The sequence below is a fragment of the Clostridium sp. CTA-17 genome (genome assembly GCF_054767895.1).
In genome coordinates this window covers 1-20,707 of sequence record NZ_BAAABF010000014.1, presented here as the reverse complement: position 1 = coordinate 20,707, position 20,707 = coordinate 1, and the positions used below count along the sequence as shown (strand labels likewise).

The following is a 20,707-nucleotide window of genomic DNA, read 5'->3' as shown; positions in this document are numbered from 1 at the left end:
GTATTGGGAGGTAAAAGATGCGTCTTGATAATTTTAATGAAAATTCCAAAATAGTAATCAATAAGGGAAAAGAAAGTTCTTTAATGCTAAAACATGGCTATATGGGAACAGAGCACTTATTAATAGGATTAATTAATGAAAATGGACAATGTTCTAAAATTTTGGAAGAGAGCAATGTAACTGAAGAAAAGGTACTTAGTTTTATTAAGCTATATGTTGGAATTGGAGAGGTAAATTATAGTTTAGATGAGGTGCCTTTTACACCTAGATGCAAAAAGATTTTAGATAGAAGTGTTGAAATTGCTAATGAATATGGTCATAGTATTTCAAGACCAGAACACATATTATCAGCCTTAATAAAAGAAAAAGAAGGTGTAGCTAATTTAATTCTAACTAAAATAGTAAAAAATGATATAAAAAATATAAGTGATAAGTTAAATAACATATTAGGTAGAATTCCAAGTAAGGAAAGTAGAAGTGTTAAAGAAAAGGAAAAACCAAAAAGAAAAGATACGCCTACATTAAATCTTTATGGTATAAATTTAATAGAAAAGGCAGATAAAAATAAACTTGATCCTGTAATAGGAAGAAAAGATGAAACTCAAAGACTTTTAGAAATACTTTGTAGAAGAATGAAAAATAATCCTTGTTTAATAGGAGAACCTGGAGTAGGAAAAACTGCAGTTGTGGAAGGATTAGCTCAAAGGATCTTATTAGGTGAAGTACCAGATATTATTAAGGATAAAAGAATATTTACATTAGATGTTACTTCTATGTTAGCTGGGGCAAAATATAGAGGAGAATTTGAGGAAAGACTTAAAAAGGTTCTAAATGAGGTAAAAGATTCAGATGATATAATACTCTTTATAGATGAAATGCATAATATTGTTGGTGCTGGTGGAGCAGAAGGTGCTATAGATGCATCAAATATATTAAAACCAGCTTTAGCAAGAGGTGAAATACAATGTATAGGTGCAACAACAACTGATGAATATAGAAAAAATATAGAAAAGGATTCTGCTTTAGAGAGAAGATTCCAACCAGTAGTTGTAAAAGAGCCTAGTAAAGAAGATTCCGTATTAATACTAAAGGGATTAAGAGAAAAGTATGAAGTACATCACAATGTAAAATTAACAGATGAAGCTATAGAGGCAGCTGTTAATTTATCAAGTAGATATATAACAGATAGATTTCTACCTGACAAGGCAATAGATCTAATAGATGAGGCGGCAGCAAAGGTAAGAATAGAAAGTATGATTGTTCCTCCTAGACTTTTTAAGCAGGAAGAATTAATAGCTAACTTGAAAATTGAAAAAGAAGAAGCTATAAAATTACAGGATTTTGAATTAGCAGCAAAGTTAAGAGATGAAGAATTAATGTTACAGGAAGAACTTGAGCGAGATAAAGAACTTTGGAGAGAAGAAAATTACAATAAAATATACGAAGTTAATAAAGAACATATTGCAAAGGTTGTTTCAAAGTGGACTCAGATACCAGTAGAAAGGCTTACAGAGAAAGAATCAAGTAGACTTCTTAAGCTAGAAGAAAAGCTTAGTAAAAGAGTTATAGGACAATTAGAAGCAATAAGAACCATATCTAAAGCTGTAAGAAGATCAAGGGTAGGTCTTAAAGATCCTAAAAGGCCTATTGGATCATTTGCTTTTTTAGGACCTACTGGGGTAGGAAAAACAGAGCTTTGTAAGGCTTTAGCAGAGGCTATGTTTGGTGATGAGAATAAATTTATTAGGCTTGATATGTCTGAATATATGGAAAAGCATGGTGTATCTAGACTTATTGGAGCTCCTCCAGGATATGTAGGATATGAAGAGGGAGGACAACTTACAGAAAAGGTAAGAAGAAATCCTTACTCAGTAATACTTTTTGATGAAATAGAAAAAGCACATCCAGATATATTTAATGTTCTTCTTCAAATATTAGAAGATGGTGTTCTTACAGATGGAAAAGGTAAAACAGTAGATTTTAAGAATACAATAATTATAATGACTTCAAATATTGGAGCAGATAAATTAGATAAGAAAAATGCAGTTGGATTTAGTGCTAAAGAGGATAAGGAACGAGATTATGATAAAATGAAAGGAATTATGTTAGAAGAGCTTAAACAGAATTTCAAACCGGAATTTGTAAATAGGTTAGATGACATAGTTGTATTCCATAGTCTAGAAAAGGATCATCTTTTAAAAATTGTTGATCTTATGATATGTTCCTTAAAAGAAAGATTAAATGATTTACAACTTTCTTTGAACTTTTCTCAAGAGTGTAAAGAATTTTTAGTTAAAAAGGGCACTGAATTAAAATATGGAGCACGTCCACTTAGAAGAGTTATAACTAAATATATTGAAGATAGATTAAGCGAAGAACTTTTAAGTGGAAATATATTAAGAGGATCACAAGTAGATGTTTTCTTAGAAGATGATGTTGTAAAATTCAAAAAAACTATTTGATTATAATGTTAAATAAGGTTATATATGGTAAAATATATATAATCTTATTTTTTATATTAAAAATTGATTTGGGGGAATTTTATGGAGCTAATATGTGTTTTTATGGGATTACTATCTTTTGTAATAGCTTTTTTTGTTTGGAAAAATCAAAAATTAAAGCTTTTTAAAGTTCAAGATGTTGCAATTCAGAATATGACAGAAAAAGATAAGAATGAAGCAAGTAAAAGTATAGCATTGCCTATAGGTTTATTAGGGGTCTTATTAATTTCTGTATTTTTAAATGCTAGTAAGTGGGGTTCATCAACCATAGTAATAATAATTGGAATAATATTATTATTTGTTTATGTAGAAAAAAGAACTATTGATGGAATTAATACAGTATTTAAAGATAAAAAAGTAAAAGTTAAAGTATATAAAAAAAGAAAGTAAAAGGTATTCTCTATTGTATTCTAAATCACAGAATATAATAGAGTTTTTTTGTTAAAATAAAAAATAAAACAAAGAAAAATATAATTAATAATAATTATTATTGAAAAATTGTTTAACAAAGAGTATAATTAATAAAAAACAGGTACCCTAAGGGGGTACATCGAATAATATATCATATAATACAAATAATAAATTTAACCTCAGTAAGGAGTGTTAGTATGGATAAAGAAATAAAAGAATTAGATTTAATAATAATTGGAGCAGGGCCAGCAGGATTAACATCTGCAATATATGCTTCAAGAGCAAAATTAAGTACTTTAGTTCTAGAAGATAACTTAGTTGGAGGGCAAGTAAGATCGACTTATACAGTTGAAAACTATCCTGGATTTACAGAAATAACAGGAAATGATCTTGCTGATAGAATCCAAGCGCAAGCAGAGGCTTGTGGAGCTATAATAGATGAATTTGATTTTATAGAAAATGTCTCATTAAAAGATGATGAAAAAATCATAGAGACTGGAGATTATATATATAAGCCAAAGGCTGTAATAATAGCTACAGGAGCTACACCTAAGAAATTACCAATTCCAAGTGAAAGTAAATATCTAGGTAAGGGTGTGCATTACTGTGCAGTATGTGATGGAGCAGTTTACCAAGATGAGGTTGTTGCCGTTGTAGGTGGCGGAAATGCTGCTTTAGAAGAAGCTTTATATCTATCTAATATAGTTAAGAAAGTAATTGTTATAAGAAGATATGATTATTTCCGTGCAGAAGCTAAGACATTAGAGGCTGCAAGTAATAAGGAAAATATTGAAATAATGTATAACTGGGATTTAGTTGATGTTCTAGGTGGAGAGTTTGTTGAAGCTGCAAGAATAAAAAATACTAAAACTGGAGAAGAAAAAGAAATTGCTATAAATGGAGTCTTTGGATATATAGGAACAGAACCTAAGACATCTATGTTTAGAGAATATATAAATGTTAAAGAAAATGGTTATATTGAAGGCGATGAAAACATGAGAACTAATGTTAAGGGTGTTTATGTAGCGGGAGATGTTAGAGAAAAAATGTTTAGACAAATAACTACTGCCGTTTCAGATGGAACTATAGCAGCCTTACATGCAGAAAAATATATTTCAGAAATAAAGGAGAGATAAGTATGGTAAAAGTATATTCAGTTGAATGGTGTGGACCATGTAATAAATTAAAAAAATATTTAGAAAAATTAGGCGTTCAATACAAAACAATAACAGTTGCAGATGGTAAGGAAGATAGAAATGAAGTTTTAGAAGTTTCAGGACAAAGATCAGTGCCAGTAGCTGTTATAGGAGAAGAAGTTATAGTTGGTTTTGATAAGCAGAAAATTGATGCTGCAATAGAAAAAATAAGATAGTAGAAGGTGATTCTTAATGAATACTAAAGAAAATATTTTTTATAACTTTATGGGTGGTAATTTCTATGAAAACAAATCAGATAAATTAATAGATATAAAATCACCTTTAGATGGTAGTTTAGTTGGAAGGATACAAAGTCTTTCTAAAGAAGATGTGGATAAAATTATTGATAATGCAGAAAAAGCACAAAAATCATGGAATGAAGTTCCTTTAAATGAAAGAGCACATGTGCTTTATAAAACTGCAGATTTATTAGAAGAGCATAAAGAGGAATTAGCAAATATAATGATAAGAGAAGTTGCTAAGGACAAAAAGAGTGCTTTATCAGAAGTTAGTAGAACAGCTGACTATATAAGATTTACAGCTGATGCTGCAAAGAGTATGGATGGAGAAAGTATACCATCAGATAACTTCCCAGGATTTAATAGAAGTAAAATATCTGTGGTAACAAGAGAACCTTTAGGGGTTGTATTAGCAATATCACCTTTTAACTATCCAGTAAATTTATCAGCATCAAAAATAGCACCTGCTATAGTAGCTGGAAACAGTGTTGTTCTTAAACCTGCTACTCAAGGAAGTTTATCAGCTTTATTCTTAGCTAAAATGTTCCATGATGCAGGTCTTCCAGGAGGAGTTTTAAATACTGTTACTGGAAGAGGAAGTGAAATAGGAGACTATTGTGTAACTCATGATAAAATAGACTTCATAAACTTCACTGGAAGTACAGAAGTAGGACGAAGAATTTCAGAAATAACAGTTATGAAGCCTCTTCTTATGGAACTAGGTGGTAAGGATGCTGCTATAGTTTTAGAGGATGCAGATTTAGATTTAACTGTTAATAATATAATTGCTGGTGGATATTCTTACTCAGGACAAAGATGTACTGCAGTAAAGAGAATATTAGTAATGAATTCAGTTGCAGATAAATTAGTAGAGAAATTAAAAGAAAAAATAAGCAAATTAAAAATGGGAAATCCATTAGAAGTAGAAGATGTAACAATAGTTCCGCTTATAGATAATAAAGCAGCTGACTTTGTTATGGAACTTATTGATGATGCAAAAGAAAAAGGTGCTACTTTAGTTTGTGGAGGACATAGAGAAGGTAACTTAATAGAAGCTACTTTATTTGATAATGTTACTACAGACATGAGATTAGCATGGGAAGAGCCTTTTGGACCAGTTTTACCTATCATAAGAATAAATGATAAGGATGAAGCTATAAAAATAGCTAATGCATCTAAATATGGATTACAATCATCAGTATTTACTAGAGATATAAATGAAGCATTTTATATTGCTAATAAATTAGAAGTTGGTACTGTTCATGTTAACAATAAGACTGAAAGAGGACCAGACCACTTCCCATTCTTAGGAGTAAAATCTTCTGGTATGGGAACTCAAGGTATAAGATATTCAATAGAAGCAATGTCTAGACCTAAGGCAACAGTAATTACAATAAGATAATAGTTTTATAATTATTATTTATTTCAACCTATACCTAAAAAGCTACAAGTAAATTTCTACTTGTAGCTTTTTTATTGCAAAAAAATAAAGAGATGTAAAAACATCTCTCTATTTCTATGTTCCTATTCATTTAAAGCTTTATCTATAGCATTTTTATCGAAACCAACAATAATAGTTCCATTTATATCTAAAACAGGAACACCCATTTGTTTACTCTTTTTAAGCATATCTTCTCTAGCAACCATATCTGTTTGTACGTTTAAATCTTCAAATTCAACATTTTTTGATTTAAGATATTGTTTTGCTTTAACGCACCATGGACAAGAGTTTGTTGAATAAACCTTTACCATATTATCATCTCCTATGCGAATTAATTTTTAATATATCTTTATTTTAAGTATTAAAAGTGTATAAAATATGTGATTTAAATCAATAAAAAATAATTATTTAATTTGATCATCATTTAAGTGATCATTAAATATTAAATTATGCATTGTATCTTCATTGTTATTAGCAAAAGAAGATAAACTAGTTAGGGCGGTATTAGAAGAATGCAATGGGTTTTCATAAACCGTAGAGTTATAATTGAATTTATCCTTTAAGTTCAATGGAATCCCTCCTAATTTTTATTTATAGTATTTGATAAAATTTCAATAGATATTCATTAGTATTGATAAAAGTGGAAAATATTTAATGATAAATGATAAAATATAACATAGACTAAATATGAAATTATTATAAAAAGAATGTATAGTGGTCTAGACAAGTTAGAACCAGTTGAGTATAATTTAATTAGGAGGAGAAATCATGATAGATAAAAATAGTCCTATACCTGTGTATTACCAATTAAAAGAGATGATAAAAGAAAAAATAGCAGATGGCACTTGGCAAGTAGGACAGTGTATAGCAAGTGAAAGAGAGTTAACAGAGGCTTATGGAGTAAGTCGAATGACTGTCAGACAGGCTTTAGGAGAACTAGTACAAGAAGGTCTTCTTGTTAGAGAAAAAGGAAAAGGAACTTTCGTATGTGAACCTAAAGTAAAGCAAGAAGATATGATGAGTTTCTCAGAAATTATTAAAAAAGCAGGAAGAAGTTTAATAACTAAAGTTATAGAATTTGAAGTTATTAATACACCTGAAGAATTAGCAGATACTTTTGATTTAGAAAAAATATATAAAATAAATAGATTAAGATTAGTTGATGGAGAAGCTGTTGCTAATGAGGTTGTTTATATTCCTTGTGAATATTGTGGCTTTGTAACCAGAGATGATTTAGAGGGGTCCTTATTTAAGTTATTAGAAGAAAAGGGACATATTATAGAAAGTACAGAATCATCTTTAGCAGCTGTAATAATGGATGATGAGCTAAAAGATTTATTTAATGTTGATAAACAAGTACCTCTTTTAAAAAGTCATAATACAGCTTTAAACTCAGAAGGCGAAATAATCTACGTTGAAGATGCAATTTATAGATCAGATAAATATATATTAGAAATTAATATTTCTAAAAGAGAGGGGAAATTGAAATGAGATTAATCGTTACTAAGAATTATGAGGAAATGAGTAAAGTTGCAGCTAAAGAAATGGCTGAAGATATAAAAAGAAATCCTGAAATTGTTTTAGGATTAGCTACTGGTGGAACTCCAGTTGGAATGTATAAAGAGCTTATTAGAATGTACAATGAAGGAGAATTAGATTTTTCAAAAGTTACAAGTATAAATTTAGATGAATATGTTGGGTTATCAGGAGATCATGATCAAAGTTATAGATACTTTATGAATACAAACTTATTTGATCACATAAACATAGATAAAAATAATACATTCGTACCTAATGGATTAGCAGAAAACGTTGAAGAAGAGTGCATGGCATATGATGCTAGAATTCAAGACATGGGAGGAATTGACCTTCAATTATTAGGATTAGGTGCAAATGGACACATAGGATTTAATGAGCCAGGAGAAGCTTTAAGTGTAGGAACTCACTTAACTGATCTTAAAGAATCAACTATAGAAGCAAATGCAAGATTCTTTGATTCAATTGATGATGTGCCAAGAAAAGCTATAACTATGGGACTTGGTGGAATAATGAAGGCTAAAAAAATAATGGTTATAGCAAGTGGAGAAGGAAAGGCTGAAGTTGTTAAGGCAATGATGAGTGGAAAAATAACAACTGAAATTCCGGCTACCATGTTACAAATGCATAGAGATGTTGTATTAATAGTTGATGAAGATGCAGCTAAATTATTAAAATAGTTATTACTATCTTAGATTAATATATAAGAAGACTGTTTGTAGATAAAAGCATTATTTAAATGCTTAAATTTACAAACAGTTTTTTATTTTTATTCTAATAATTATTATTAAATCTTTTACATGAATCTTTTTAAGAAAATAGTAATAAATAAGTATGTGATTAGTTATAATGATATGATATGATTATTTAAGGATATATTAGGAAATAATTAGATTTGTACGTAAAATGAAGAAATATGGAGTTGGTAAAGTGGCAAAGGTTAGAAGCATATATGTATGTCAAAATTGTGGATATGAAACACCTAAATGGATGGGAAAATGTCCAGAATGTAATAATTGGAATACCTTGGTTGAAGAGATTAGAGATACTAAGAGTAATCAATCTTCTCCTAAGGTTGAAAGGCAAATTGGTGAGCTTAAAAAGATAAAAGAAATTAAGTCAGGTGAAAAGGAAAGATATGATACTGGAATTGGTGAATTAAATAGAGTATTAGGTGGAGGACTTGTTAAGGGGTCACTTACACTTATATCTGGTGATCCTGGGATAGGTAAATCTACACTTCTTTTACAGACAGCCAATAATATTTCAAAAAAATATGGGAAAGTTTTATATGTTTCTGGGGAAGAATCAGAAGAACAAATAAAAATAAGAGGAGACAGGTTAAATGTTGATGCAGAAGAACTTTATATAGTTTCCGAAACTAATCTTGATGTAATAGAAGCATATATAGATAAACTTGAACCAGCTTTCATAATAATAGATTCAATACAAACAATTTATAGAGAAACAGTTTCTTCAGCACCAGGAAGTGTTTCACAGGTTAAGGAATGCTCAAATGCTGTAATGAGAATTGCTAAAGGAAAAAATATTCCATTATTTATAGTTGCCCATGTTACTAAGCAAGGGGATTTAGCTGGACCAAGAGTATTAGAACACATGGTGGATACTGTATTATCCTTTGAAGGGGAAAGAACTGAAGAATTTAGAATATTAAGAACCATGAAAAATAGATTTGGTACTACGGCTGAAATAGGTGTTTTTGAAATGCGTGGAGAAGGATTAATGCAGGTTTATGATCCATCTAGCATGTTTTTAGAGGACACTAGTTTTAATCAAGAAGGGTCAGTTGTAATTGGAGTCATGGAAGGAACTAGACCTATTCTTGTAGAAATTCAATCATTAGCATCTGAAACAAAAGCAGTTATGCCTAGAAGAACTTCTGTGGGAGTAGAAAATTCAAGGCTAAGTTTAATATTAGCTGTATTAGAAAAGAAATTAAGAGTTCCTTTTTATAATACTGATGTTTATGTAAATGTAGTAGGAGGTCTTGAAATAGAAGGTACTACAGCAGATTTAGGAATTGCTATTTCACTTGTATCCTCTGTTAAAGGTAAAGCAGCTAGCTTAGAAAAATTAGTTGTTGTAGGGGAGGTTGGGTTAACAGGTGAAATAAGACCAATATCAAATTGTGACAGAATATTAAATGAAGCAGAAAAAATGGGATTTTTAAATGCAGTTGTTCCTTATAGAAGCTTAGAAAAATTAAAGGGAAGTAAATTAAACCTTATAGGAGTAAAAACTGTAAGGGAAGCAATAGGAAAGATATTTTAAGATGGATAGGTGTGAGTAAATGAGAACTGTACATGATGATGAGTTAAAAAAAATATTAAAAATAATGAGTCCAGGTACTTCTTTAAGGGAAGGATTAGATAATATACTTAGAGCTAAAACAGGAGGACTTATAGTATTAGGGGATAATGAAGAAATCTTAGATTTAGTAGATGGTGGATTTAATATAAATTCTGAATATAGTCCAGCATATATATATGAGCTTGCTAAGATGGATGGAGCATTAGTACTTACTTCAGATAGAAAAAGAATACTCTACGCAAATGCTCAGCTTATGCCAAATCAATCTATAAGTACTTTTGAAACAGGAACAAGACATAGAACTGCTCAAAGGGTTGCAAAGCAAACAAATAAAATAGCAATAGCTATATCACAAAGAAGAAATATAATTACTGTTTATAAAGGTGACATAAAATATGTTTTAAGGGATAGTGCAGTTATATTAAGTAAAGCAAATCAGGCTATACAAACATTAGAAAAGTATGTAGCTGTACTTGAAAGAGTAACAAATAATCTTAATATACTTGAGTTTCAAGACTTGGCAACTCTTTTTGATGTAACTACAGCTATACAGAGAACTGAAATGGTAATGAGAATAGTTGAAGAGATAGAGGGCTATATTATTGAGCTGGGAAATGAGGGAAGACTTATTTCTATGCAATTAAATGAATTAGTAAGAAGTATAGAACAAGATGGAGTGCTTTTAATAAGAGACTATTGCTATGACAAGATGGAATATAATGATGTTTACAAAGAAATTCAAGAGTTATCAGCTGAAGATTTATTAGATTTAGATATAATAGCAAAAGAATTAGGATATGTAGGAAAATCTTTAATTGACACATTAGTGTCACCAAGAGGGTATAGAATATCAAATAAGGTACCAAGAATACCTTCAAATGTAATAGAAAACTTAGTAGGACATTTTGGAAAGCTTAAATATATTCTTGAAGCTGGAAATGAAGAATTAGATCAAGTAGAAGGAATTGGAGAAGCTAGAGCTAGAGCGATAAAAAATGGATTAAGAAGAATAAGAGAACAAGTTGCTTTAAATAAAAATTTATAAAAAGAAGTGCCATATAAATATGGCACTTAATATTTATCTAAAAGTAAACTTACCTAAAGTATCCATTTTGTTATATTCTTTTAATAAGATATCAAATAGGTTTAGATCCAGTGCATTGCATAGTGAAGTTAAATAGAAGAGATTATTTCCAAGTTCACGTTCTATAACTTCTCTGCAATTTTCGCATAAGTCACCTTTTATATGAGAACTTAAGCGTGGATTAAGTTCTTCTAAGGATAGGTCAGTATCCTCTAACATATTCTGTTTTTTAGCACAAATCTCTATGCAACCGCAATTTGTAACGGCTTTGCATATAGCTCTGCTAGCTCTTGCTTGAGATTCTTGATATTTACTCAATATATCTAATATGCTTTTGTGTCTAAGTAAAGAATTATTAACGCTATTTTGAAAATCGTCAAAAATTACGTCCTTCATAGTGTTTCACTCCTTATATACTAATCTTTGACCCTATAGTAATTATAGAATTTTTTGGTTATATTTGTCAAATGATTTAGGTTGCAAAACTAAATATATGTTAAAAACTAATTAGCTTGTTAACTTGACTTTAATATAAATCAAATTTAAAAAGATTTATAGGGGGTAATTTATTAATTATAATAATTAAACAATATTTGTAAGTATTAAAGTGCTTCAATATGGTATAATTAAGAAAATATATTATAAATATTTTACAACTATGAATGATAAAAACTAAACATGTCAATAATTATATAGGAGGTGAGTTTGTGATAAAGAAAATTTTCAGAGTAATTTTCACTATTTTAGGATTGTTGATTGGATTTGTTTTAGCAGATGGAATAAGAAAAAGTGCTATAGGCAATGAATATCTAACAAACATTTTTTTTAAGGTATCATTTTATGTAATTTTAATTGCTGTTTTTGGAATCATTTTATTTATTCTTTCTCCTTTTATTTATAGAGCTATAAGAAAACTTATAACATTTATAGAAAAAGGAATATCTAAATTATCTCCAAGTGAAATAATATTTGGAGCTGGGGGAGCCATAGTAGCTTTATTATTAGCTTTAGTAATAACGTTGCCATTAAGTAGCTTTTTAAGTGGATTAAATGACATGCTAGGACCTATTGTGTCAGTTGTCATAAACATAATAGCTATGGTTATAGGAGCTGATATAGCTGTTAAAAAAAGAGAAGATATTACAGGATACTTTGAGAATTTTAGAAAAAATCAATCTAAAGAAAAGAAATCAAAGAATTCTTCTAATAAGAAGAGTGAGGCTACTCCAAAGGTTTTAGATACATCTGTAATAATTGATGGTAGAATCTTTGATTTATGTCAAACTGGTTTCATAGAGGGAGCTTTAGTAATTCCAACTTTTGTTCTTGATGAATTAAGACATATCTCAGATTGTTCGGATTCTTTAAAAAGAACAAGAGGAAGAAGAGGATTAGATATATTAAATAAAATCCAAAAAGAGCTTTCAATAGAAGTAATCATGTGGGAAGGTGATTTCCCAGAAATAGCAGAGGTTGATATTAAACTTCTAAAATTAGCACAAAAATTAAATGGTAAGGTTGTAACAAATGATTATAACTTAAATAAAGTAGCTGAATTTCAGGGCGTTCCAGTATTAAATATAAATGAATTAGCAAATGCAATTAAGCCAGTAGTATTACCAGGAGAAGAGATGACTCTTACTGTTGTGAAGGATGGAAAAGAATCTGGACAAGGAGTTGCTTACCTTGATGATGGTACTATGATTGTTGTAGAAGGTGGTAGAAAGTACATGGGAAAAGAAATAACAGTAGTTGTAACTTCAGTACTTCAAACAGCAGCAGGAAGAATGATATTTGCTAAATATAAATCTTAAGAGGAATTTAATTATGGGAAAAGTAGTTAGCGTAATATTAGCAGGTGGAAAAGGAAAAAGAATGGGTGCTGAAGTTAGTAAGCAGTTCATTGAAATAAATGGGAAACCTATAATATATTATACTTTAAAAGTTTTTGAGGAGTGTAAAGGAATTGATGAAATAATTCTTGTTCTACCTAAGGATGAGATAGATTATTTTAAAAGAGAAATAGAACCTAGATTTGATTTTAAAATTTCTAAAATTATAGAAGGTGGAAAGGAAAGACAGGATTCAGTTTACAATGCATTAAATTCCATAGAAGATTGTGATATTGTTTTAATACATGATGGAGCAAGAGCTTTTGTAAGCAATAAAATAATAGAAGACGGAATAAGATATTCCAGTGAGTTTGGAGCAGCTGCTCCAGGTGTTATGCCAAAGGACACTATAAAAGTTAAAAACTTAGAAGGATTCTCTATAGATACACCAAATAGATCGTCTTTAGTAGCTGTTCAAACTCCACAGTGCTTTAAATATAATTTAATAAAAAAAGGTCATGACAAAGTTAAAAATGAAAAGATTCAGGTTACGGATGATACTATGATAGTAGAACTTTTAGGAGAAAAAGTTTATCTTTTTGAAGGTGACTATAAAAACATAAAGGTTACAACACCAGAAGACTTAATATTAGCAGAACATTTTGTTAAGTAATAATCACAACATATAGACAGTATATTGACATGTTATTTTTATAAGGATATAATTTTATAAGATTTAAGAAAATTTAATAGTTGTAAAGACTGTGAAAAAGATTAGTAAAAACGCTTATACAGAGAGAAAATACTAGGCTGAGAGATTTTCAACATGTTTTGAACCTACTTTGGAGTCGTAGCAAAAAACTAACCGGGTTTAATACCGTTAACAATGAATAGAGTACAAATTTAGGTGGTACCGCGAAATACAAGCTCGCCCTAAAGTTTTTTAGGGTAGAGCTTTTTTTATTTTTTAAAATGAAATTAATTAAAATATTAAGATTATAAATAGCTTATGAGGAGGTAATATATTATGAAAATGTCAAATATGTTAGTAGGAACTTTAAGAGAAGTTCCAGCTGAAGCAGAAATAGAAAGTCACAAGCTTATGCTTAGAGCAGGTCTTATGAGAAAGATGGCTGCAGGTATTTATAACTATATGCCTTTAGGATTAAAGGTTATAGAAAATGTTAAAAATATAGTAAGAGAAGAAATGAATAATGCAGGTGCTCAAGAATTCTTAGCATCAGCTTTAATACCAGCTGAGTTATGGCAAGAATCAGGAAGATGGGATGCTTATGGAGCAGAAATGTTTAGATTAAAAGATAGACATAACAGAGATTTTTGCTTAGGACCAACTCACGAAGAGGTATTTACTGATATAGTTAGAAATGAAATAAAGTCATATAAGCAATTACCATTAAATCTTTATCAAATACAAACTAAGTATAGAGATGAAAGAAGACCAAGATTTGGAGTTATGAGATCAAGAGAATTCATAATGAAAGATGGATATAGCTTTGACAAAGATCAAGAAGGATTAGATTTAGCATATGAAAAAATGAGAAAAGCATATGTTAATATATTCAATAGATGTGGATTAGATGCTAAGGCAGTTGCAGCTGATTCAGGAGCTATAGGTGGATCAGGTTCAGCTGAGTTTATGGTTAAATCAGAAGTTGGAGAAGACGATGTAGTATTCTGTACAGCTTGTGATTATGCAGCTAACATAGAAAAAGCTCCATCAACACCAGAACATGCAGAAAAAGAAGAATTAATGGAAGTAGAAAAAGTTGAAACTCCAGCTGTTAAATCAATTGAAGATTTAGCAAAATTCTTTGAATGCTCACCAAAGAAAATAGCAAAAACTTTAATATTCCAAGCTGACGATAAAGTTGTTGCTGTTGTATTAAGAGGAGATAGAGAAGCTAACGAAGTTAAGATAGCTAATGCTATTGGAGAAGTTATAGAATTAGAAATGGCAAGTGAAGAGGCTGTTAAAGAAGCTACTGGCGCAGCTGTTGGATTTGCAGGTCCTATGGGAATAAAAGTAGATATGTTATTAGTTGACCAAGAAGTAGCTAATATGTATAACTTCATAATTGGTGCTAATGAAACTGATATGCACTTAAAAAATGTAAACTATGGAAGAGACTTTGAAGGAGTAGTTGGTGATTTTAGAAATGTTACTATAGGAGAAAAATGTCCTGAGTGTGGAAAAGAAATAACTATTTCAAGAGGTACTGAGGTTGGACATATATTCAAACTTGGAACTAAGTATTCAGAGTCTATGGGTGCAACATTTATTGATGAAGATGGAAAAGCTAAACCATTTATAATGGGATGCTATGGAATAGGGGTTACAAGAACTGTAGCTTCAATAATAGAGCAACACAATGACGAAAACGGAATAATATGGCCATTAGAAGTAGCTCCATACCATGTATCAGTTATACCAGCTAATGTTAAAAATGAAGAACAAGCAACTAAAGCTGAAGAAATATACAATGAATTAAGAAAGATGGGAGTTGAAGCTCTACTTGATGATAGAAAAGAAAGAGCAGGAGTTAAATTCAAAGATTCTGAATTAATGGGAATTCCAATGAGAATAACTGTTGGAAAGATGATTGGTGAAGGTCAAGTTGAATTTAAACTTAGAAACGGTGGAGAAGTTGAGACTTTATCTATAGAAGAAGTTTATAATAGAGTAAGAGAAGAATTTGAAAGAGCAAATTTATCTTTATAATTTATAAGATTAACGGAATTGTATATAATTAGAATATAATAATAGAGCTCACCTTATTTAATATAGGGTGAGTTACTAATAATATAAGGTAGGAGGGTCAAGTAGTGATTAAGGTTTATAATACTTTAAACAAGAAAAAAGAAGAATTCATTCCTTTAACTCCAGGAGAAGTTAAAATGTATGTTTGTGGTCCTACTGTGTACAACTTTTTTCACATAGGAAATGGTAGAACATTTATAGTTTTTGATACTATAAGAAGATATTTTGAATACAGAGGATTCAAAGTTGATTTTGTTCAAAACTTTACAGATATAGATGACAAGATGATAAAAAAGGCTAATGAAGAAGGCACTACTGTAAAGAAGATTGGAGATACTTATATAAAAGAGTATTACCAAGATGCAGATGCATTAAATATAGAAAGAGCTACAGTTAATCCAAGAGCTACAGAATTTATTGGAGAGATAATAAAATTTGTTAAGGGATTAGTTGATAAAGGATATGCTTATGAAGTTGATGGAGATGTTTATTTCTCAACTAAGAAGTTTGAAGGATATGGAAAGTTATCAGGACAGAACATAGAAGATCTTCAATCAGGTGCTAGAATAAGTATTGATGAAAGAAAAAAAGATCCAATGGACTTTGCTATATGGAAAGCTCAAAAACCAGGTGAACCAGCTTGGAATAGTCCTTGGGGAATGGGAAGACCAGGATGGCATATAGAATGCTCATGCATGGCTAAAAAATTATTAGGTGAAACTATAGATATCCATGCTGGTGGATCAGACTTAAAATTCCCTCACCATGAAAATGAAATAGCACAAAGTGAAGCTTTAACAGGTGAACCTTTTGCAAGATATTGGTTACATTCAGCCTTTGTTAATGTAAACAATGAAAAAATGTCAAAATCATTAAATAATTTCTTTACAGCAAGAGAAATATTAGAAAGATATGATGCTGATGTTATAAGATTTTTAATGTTATCAGCTCACTATAGACAACAACTTAACTTTAGTGAAGACTTATTAGAGTCAGCTAAGGCTTCAGTTGAAAGAATATACAATGCTATAGGAAACTTAGAAAACTTAATAGATGAAGTTTGTAGAGAAGAAATGAATGAGGAAGAAAAAGCTTACTTAGAGTCATTAAACAAATATAAAGAAAAATATATTGAAAAAATGAATGACGATTTTAATACAGCAGATGCTATAACGGCTATATTTGATTTAATAAAAGATACTAATACAAATATAACAATTGACTCATCAAAGGAATTAGCTCAAAAAGCTTTAGAGTTAATAAGAGAATTAGGAGCTCCATTAGGAATGTTCCAAAAGTCAACTAAAGGAAATCTAGAAGAAGAGATTGAAGCTTTAATAGCTAAGAGACAACAAGCTAGAAAAGATAGAGATTTTGCTTTAGCTGATAAAATAAGAGATGAATTAAAAGATAGAGGAATTGTCTTAGAAGATACACCTCAAGGTGTTAGATGGAAGATGATATAATTTAGATAATAAACTTGCAAAGGAACTTTCTTTTGCAAGTTATTATTTTAAAGAATTTTATTTGATAACTATTAAAATAATAGTAAATTCAATAATTTAAAAAAATCTAAATTTAATCATATTAAAATCTTTGATTGAATTAGATTTGAATTTGTAGTTTAATAGTTTTAAATAAATAAATTCTATATAATTTTTAAATTAAGCTCAAACAAAAGGAGATAAGATATTGAAGAATTTATTATACAGAGAGTTTTCAGAAAGTGAAGCTAGAATGTTAAACCCACTTCAATTAGCTTTAATAGGAGATGGAGTTTACGAAGTTTTTATAAGAAACTATATATTAAGTGAAAATGCAGGTTTATCAGCTCACAAAATACATGTTAAAGCAATACAATATGTAAAAGCTAAGGCACAAAGTGACATAATAAATGCTTTAGAAGGTGAGCTAAAGGAAGATGAACTTTATATTTATAAAAGAGGTAGAAATGCTAAATCAGCAACAGTACCTAAGAATGCAAATGTTAGAGATTATAGAAATGCAACAGGATTTGAGGCTTTAGTAGGTTATTTATATCTTACTGGAAAAGAAGAAAGATTAAATGAGTTCTTATTGAAATGTATAGAAGTTCACGTTTAGGAAGGAGAAATATTAATGTTAAAAGTTAAATTATTACAATATACACCAGAACCAGAAAAGACCATAGCAGCAGCGGCTAAATTATGCTATAGTCCTGTAGGTGTTGATGATATATTAGAAAATTTAACTGATGAAGGAGCAGAAAAGTTTTTAAATATGCTTATGTCATATGGTCATATGTCACCAATAGAGCATGTTTCATTTACTTTTGCAGTAGAAGGAGTTTCAAGAAGCTTAACTCATCAGTTAGTTAGACATAGAATAGCATCTTACTCACAGCAATCTCAAAGATATGTTAAGTTAGATCAATTTGAATACATAGTACCACCAGCTATAGAAAATGATGAAGTTGCTAAAAAGCTATTTATTGACCAAATGCAAGGTGCACAAAAAGCATATGATGAGATAGTTGAAAGATTAAAAGATAAGTATATTAGTGAAGGAATTGGTGAAAAACCAGCTGAGAAAAAAGCTATAGAGGATGCAAGGTATGTTTTTCCTAATGCTTGTGAAACAAAAATTGTATTTACTATGAATGCTAGAAGTTTAATGAATTTCTTCCATCATAGATGTTGTGATAGAGCTCAATGGGAAATAAGAACTATGGCAGAAAAAATGGTTGATGAAGTTAAAAAGGTTGCCCCGATATTATTTAAGAATGCAGGTCCAAGTTGTGTAGCAGGTCCATGTCCTGAAGGAAAAATGTGTTGTGGAAAGCTTAAAGAGATGAGAACATTATATCTTGGAAAATAGGAATTTTTAAGGAGAGAACAAAATGACAAAGTCAGAAAATAAATATAAACAATTAACTCGTAAGCAAAAGTATGCTTTAGAAAGAGAACAAAGAGCAAGAGAAGAAAAATATGCTAGAAATACTAGAACTTTTGCTGAAAAAGAAGTTAAAGTAAGAGAAGATTTAGTAGAAGGAAGAAACGCTGTTATAGAATTATTAAAGTCAGATAAGACTATAGAGCAAATATTTATAGCTAATGGAAAAATGGAAGGTTCAATAAACAAAATTTTAGGATTAGCTAAAGAAAAGAAAATAGTTGTAAAAGAAGTTGATAGAAAGAAACTTGACTTAATGAGCGAAACTAAAGCTCATCAAGGAGTAATAGCACAAATAACTCCATTTAAATATAGTACTGTTGAAGATATATTAGATTTAGCTAAAAGTAAAAATGAAGATCCATTCATAGTTATTTTAGATGAATTAGAGGATCCTCATAACTTAGGATCAATAGTAAGAACAGCAGAATTATGTGGTGCACATGGTATCATAATTCCAAAGAGAAGAAATGTTGGAGTAACTGGAACTGTTTATAAAGCTTCTGTAGGAGCTATTGAACATATGAAAATTGCAAAAGTTACTAATATAAATAATGCTATTGAAGAATTAAAGGCTAACAATGTATGGATATATGGAGCTGATATAGCTGGAGAAGAATATAGTTATGAAACAAACTTCAAAGGTGCTTGTGGAATAATAATCGGTAGTGAAGGTAGAGGAATGTCAAACTTAACTAAGAAGAAATGTGACAAGTTGGTTAAAATTCCAATGGTTGGAAAAATAAATTCTTTAAATGCCTCAGTTGCAGGTGGTATAATGATGTATGAGGTATTAAAATCAAGAATAATAAAGTAGAAAAAGAGTGATGAGATGAGAGTTATATTTATAGATGGTTATAATGTTATAAATAGTTGGCCTAATCTAAAAAAGTCAAAAAATTATAGCTATGATATAGCAAGAACAGAGCTTACAGAAATGCTTGAAAATTATGCTGCTTTTAACTCTTGTAAAATTTATTTAGTTTTTGATGCTCATAAGGTTGCTGGAAATATTGAAAGTAAAGAGTTATCTGGAAATATAATTACTGTCTTTACAAAAGAAGGCGAAATTGCTGATGCATATATTGAGAGAATGGTAGATGAATTAGGAAGAAAAGTAGAAATTGTTGTTGTAACCTCAGATAGGTTAGAACAACAAACTATTTTCCAAAGAGGGGCCGTGAGAATGTCATCTATTGAATTCTACAATGAAGTGTTAAAAGTTCAGGATAACATTAGAAAAAAGGCAGAAAAAAATAAATTAGAATTAGGTAAAAATTTTTTAGGCGATACTTTAGAAGAAAGTGTATTAGAAAAATTAGAAAAAATGAGAAGAGGGTAATATTGACGAAGTCATATATAAACCTTATAATTTGTTTGTAATTTATTGGATATTAGATTTTTATCTGGGGGTGTAGAGAATATGGGGATTACTTATGATTTGGCTAAAATCAATAATTATGAAGAATTTAAAGATTTAACAGATAAAGAAGTAGTTATGCTAGCTAAAAACGGTGATAATATGGCTCAAGAATATGTAATAAGTAAGTATGAGCAGTTTGTAAAAGCTAAATCTAAATCATATTTTCTTATAGGAGCAGATAAAGAAGATATATATCAAGAGGGAATGATTGGATTATATAAAGCAATAAGAGATTTTAATCCAGATAAGTTTGCATCATTTAAAAGTTTTGCAGAGCTTTGTGTTACAAGGCAGATAATAACTGCTATAAAAACTGCAACAAGGCAAAAACATATCCCATTAAATACTTATATTTCTTTAAGCAAACCTATTTACGAAGAAGAATCTGATAGAACGCTTTTAGATACTGTAGTAGGAATAACAATTACAGATCCTGAATCATTGGTCATAGGTAAAGAAGAGGTTGAAAAAATAGAAAGTGCAATTAATAGTGTGCTTTCTGAACTAGAATTAGAGGTGTTAAATTCTTATTTAGATGGTAAATCATATCAAGAAATTGCCTGTGATTTAGATAGAGAAGCTAAATCTATAGATAATGCATTACAACGTGTAAAAAGAAAGCTTGAAAAATGTTTAAACATTAAATAATGCAATTTTTTAAAAGTATTGACAAAGAATTTTATTAGTAGTAAAATTTTTATGGCATAGGTAAATTAAATGAATGTAAGGTGCTCACGTAGCTCAGTCGGCAGAGCGTCGCCTTGGTAAGGCGGAGGTCGTCGGTTCAATCCCGATCGTGAGCTCCAATCCAAAATAAGGAAAATACAACACGCTAGGTAGAGTTTATTTGAATTTTAAAGGAGGAATTTGCAATGTCAAAAGCAAAATTTGAAAGAAGCAAACCACACGTTAACATTGGAACAATCGGTCACGTAGACCACGGTAAAACAACTTTAACAGCAGCTATAACAACAGTTTTAGCACAAGCTGGTGGAGCAGAAGC

General features: G+C 29.9%; 22 protein-coding genes and 1 tRNA gene. 20 read left to right on the top strand and 3 right to left on the bottom strand.

Features of this window, described 5'->3' with window-relative positions; genetic code table 11:
• Positions 1-17 precede the first annotated feature (17 nt).
• The 5 genes from ACYUCG_RS14605 to ACYUCG_RS14585 all read left to right on the top strand — a co-directional run bounded on the left by ACYUCG_RS14605 (position 18) and on the right by ACYUCG_RS14585 (position 5,749).
• Positions 18-2,462 carry an ATP-dependent Clp protease ATP-binding subunit gene (locus ACYUCG_RS14605; RefSeq protein WP_460268796.1) on the top strand — a complete coding sequence of 815 codons (2,445 nt, stop codon included), beginning with the start codon at positions 18-20 and terminating at the stop codon, positions 2,460-2,462.
• An 81-nt stretch (positions 2,463-2,543) separates the two neighbouring features.
• A complete protein-coding gene (locus tag ACYUCG_RS14600; RefSeq protein ID WP_283682040.1) occupies positions 2,544-2,891 on the top strand; it encodes a hypothetical protein in 348 nt (115 codons plus the stop codon).
• 218 nt (positions 2,892-3,109) lie between these two features.
• The gene (gene trxB, locus ACYUCG_RS14595; RefSeq protein WP_003452248.1) at positions 3,110-4,048 is read left to right on the top strand and encodes a thioredoxin-disulfide reductase; all 939 of its coding nucleotides are present in this window, start codon (positions 3,110-3,112) and stop codon (positions 4,046-4,048) included.
• A gap of 2 nt (positions 4,049-4,050) precedes the next feature.
• The gene (locus tag ACYUCG_RS14590; protein ID WP_240298848.1) at positions 4,051-4,284 is read left to right on the top strand and encodes a glutaredoxin family protein; all 234 of its coding nucleotides are present in this window, start codon (positions 4,051-4,053) and stop codon (positions 4,282-4,284) included.
• 16 nt (positions 4,285-4,300) lie between these two features.
• Positions 4,301-5,749: an NADP-dependent glyceraldehyde-3-phosphate dehydrogenase gene (locus tag ACYUCG_RS14585; protein WP_011010907.1), complete on the top strand. Its 1,449-nt coding sequence runs from the start codon at positions 4,301-4,303 to the stop codon at positions 5,747-5,749.
• A 122-nt stretch (positions 5,750-5,871) separates the two neighbouring features.
• Here the strand turns inward: ACYUCG_RS14585 and ACYUCG_RS14580 are convergent, their stop codons facing one another.
• Together ACYUCG_RS14580 and ACYUCG_RS14575 are read right to left on the bottom strand one after the other, a co-directional pair.
• Positions 5,872-6,099: a glutaredoxin family protein gene (locus ACYUCG_RS14580; protein ID WP_003452255.1), complete on the bottom strand. Its 228-nt coding sequence runs from the start codon at positions 6,097-6,099 to the stop codon at positions 5,872-5,874.
• 93 nt (positions 6,100-6,192) lie between these two features.
• Positions 6,193-6,357, bottom strand: a complete 165-nt coding sequence (locus ACYUCG_RS14575) for a hypothetical protein (RefSeq protein WP_181159623.1) — start codon at positions 6,355-6,357, stop codon at positions 6,193-6,195.
• A gap of 199 nt (positions 6,358-6,556) precedes the next feature.
• Between ACYUCG_RS14575 and ACYUCG_RS14570 the strand changes: the two genes are divergently transcribed.
• The 4 genes from ACYUCG_RS14570 (at position 6,557) to disA (ending at position 10,700) form a co-directional block, all read left to right on the top strand.
• The gene (locus ACYUCG_RS14570; protein WP_283682038.1) at positions 6,557-7,279 is read left to right on the top strand and encodes a GntR family transcriptional regulator; all 723 of its coding nucleotides are present in this window, start codon (positions 6,557-6,559) and stop codon (positions 7,277-7,279) included.
• Positions 7,276-8,004 carry a glucosamine-6-phosphate deaminase gene (gene nagB, locus ACYUCG_RS14565; protein WP_131440858.1) on the top strand — a complete coding sequence of 243 codons (729 nt, stop codon included), beginning with the start codon at positions 7,276-7,278 and terminating at the stop codon, positions 8,002-8,004. The genes ACYUCG_RS14570 and nagB overlap by 4 nt, the downstream gene beginning before the upstream one ends.
• A gap of 250 nt (positions 8,005-8,254) precedes the next feature.
• The gene (gene radA, locus ACYUCG_RS14560; RefSeq protein ID WP_060794906.1) at positions 8,255-9,616 is read left to right on the top strand and encodes a DNA repair protein RadA; all 1,362 of its coding nucleotides are present in this window, start codon (positions 8,255-8,257) and stop codon (positions 9,614-9,616) included.
• 19 nt (positions 9,617-9,635) lie between these two features.
• Positions 9,636-10,700, top strand: a complete 1,065-nt coding sequence (gene disA / locus ACYUCG_RS14555; RefSeq protein ID WP_003452233.1) for a DNA integrity scanning diadenylate cyclase DisA — start codon at positions 9,636-9,638, stop codon at positions 10,698-10,700.
• Positions 10,701-10,733: 33 nt separating this feature from the next.
• Here disA and ACYUCG_RS14550 read toward each other — a convergent pair whose 3' ends face one another.
• Positions 10,734-11,135 carry a nucleoside triphosphate pyrophosphohydrolase family protein gene (locus ACYUCG_RS14550; protein ID WP_003459340.1) on the bottom strand — a complete coding sequence of 134 codons (402 nt, stop codon included), beginning with the start codon at positions 11,133-11,135 and terminating at the stop codon, positions 10,734-10,736.
• 311 nt (positions 11,136-11,446) lie between these two features.
• Here ACYUCG_RS14550 and ACYUCG_RS14545 point away from each other — a divergent pair, with 311 nt between their 5' ends.
• From ACYUCG_RS14545 to ACYUCG_RS14495, 11 genes are all read left to right on the top strand, one after another.
• Positions 11,447-12,553 carry a PIN/TRAM domain-containing protein gene (locus ACYUCG_RS14545; protein WP_139934151.1) on the top strand — a complete coding sequence of 369 codons (1,107 nt, stop codon included), beginning with the start codon at positions 11,447-11,449 and terminating at the stop codon, positions 12,551-12,553.
• 13 nt (positions 12,554-12,566) lie between these two features.
• Positions 12,567-13,244, top strand: coding sequence for a 2-C-methyl-D-erythritol 4-phosphate cytidylyltransferase (gene ispD / locus ACYUCG_RS14540; RefSeq protein WP_460268795.1), 678 nt, complete (start codon positions 12,567-12,569; stop codon positions 13,242-13,244).
• 354 nt (positions 13,245-13,598) lie between these two features.
• Positions 13,599-15,311, top strand: a complete 1,713-nt coding sequence (locus tag ACYUCG_RS14535) for a proline--tRNA ligase (RefSeq protein ID WP_060794905.1) — start codon at positions 13,599-13,601, stop codon at positions 15,309-15,311.
• 107 nt (positions 15,312-15,418) lie between these two features.
• Positions 15,419-16,816, top strand: coding sequence for a cysteine--tRNA ligase (cysS, locus tag ACYUCG_RS14530; protein WP_060794942.1), 1,398 nt, complete (start codon positions 15,419-15,421; stop codon positions 16,814-16,816).
• A gap of 226 nt (positions 16,817-17,042) precedes the next feature.
• A complete protein-coding gene (locus ACYUCG_RS14525) occupies positions 17,043-17,453 on the top strand; it encodes a Mini-ribonuclease 3 (RefSeq protein WP_003469621.1) in 411 nt (136 codons plus the stop codon).
• A gap of 15 nt (positions 17,454-17,468) precedes the next feature.
• Positions 17,469-18,206, top strand: coding sequence for an FAD-dependent thymidylate synthase (gene thyX / locus ACYUCG_RS14520; RefSeq protein ID WP_049039920.1), 738 nt, complete (start codon positions 17,469-17,471; stop codon positions 18,204-18,206).
• 22 nt (positions 18,207-18,228) lie between these two features.
• Positions 18,229-19,098 (top strand): 23S rRNA (guanosine(2251)-2'-O)-methyltransferase RlmB, encoded by an 870-nt coding sequence (gene rlmB, locus ACYUCG_RS14515; RefSeq protein ID WP_460268794.1) that lies wholly within the window; start codon positions 18,229-18,231, stop codon positions 19,096-19,098.
• A gap of 15 nt (positions 19,099-19,113) precedes the next feature.
• Entirely contained in the window at positions 19,114-19,623 is a 510-nt protein-coding gene (locus ACYUCG_RS14510; RefSeq protein ID WP_003459316.1) for an NYN domain-containing protein, read from the top strand.
• A gap of 81 nt (positions 19,624-19,704) precedes the next feature.
• On the top strand, positions 19,705-20,352 hold the full coding sequence (sigH, locus tag ACYUCG_RS14505; protein WP_003459372.1) for an RNA polymerase sporulation sigma factor SigH: 648 nt from the start codon (positions 19,705-19,707) through the stop codon (positions 20,350-20,352).
• An 82-nt stretch (positions 20,353-20,434) separates the two neighbouring features.
• A tRNA-Thr gene (locus ACYUCG_RS14500) sits at positions 20,435-20,510 on the top strand.
• Between the two features lie 66 nt (positions 20,511-20,576).
• Positions 20,577-20,707, top strand: a 131-nt coding sequence (locus ACYUCG_RS14495; protein WP_242983383.1) for a GTP-binding protein, incomplete at its 3' end; no start/stop codon positions are given.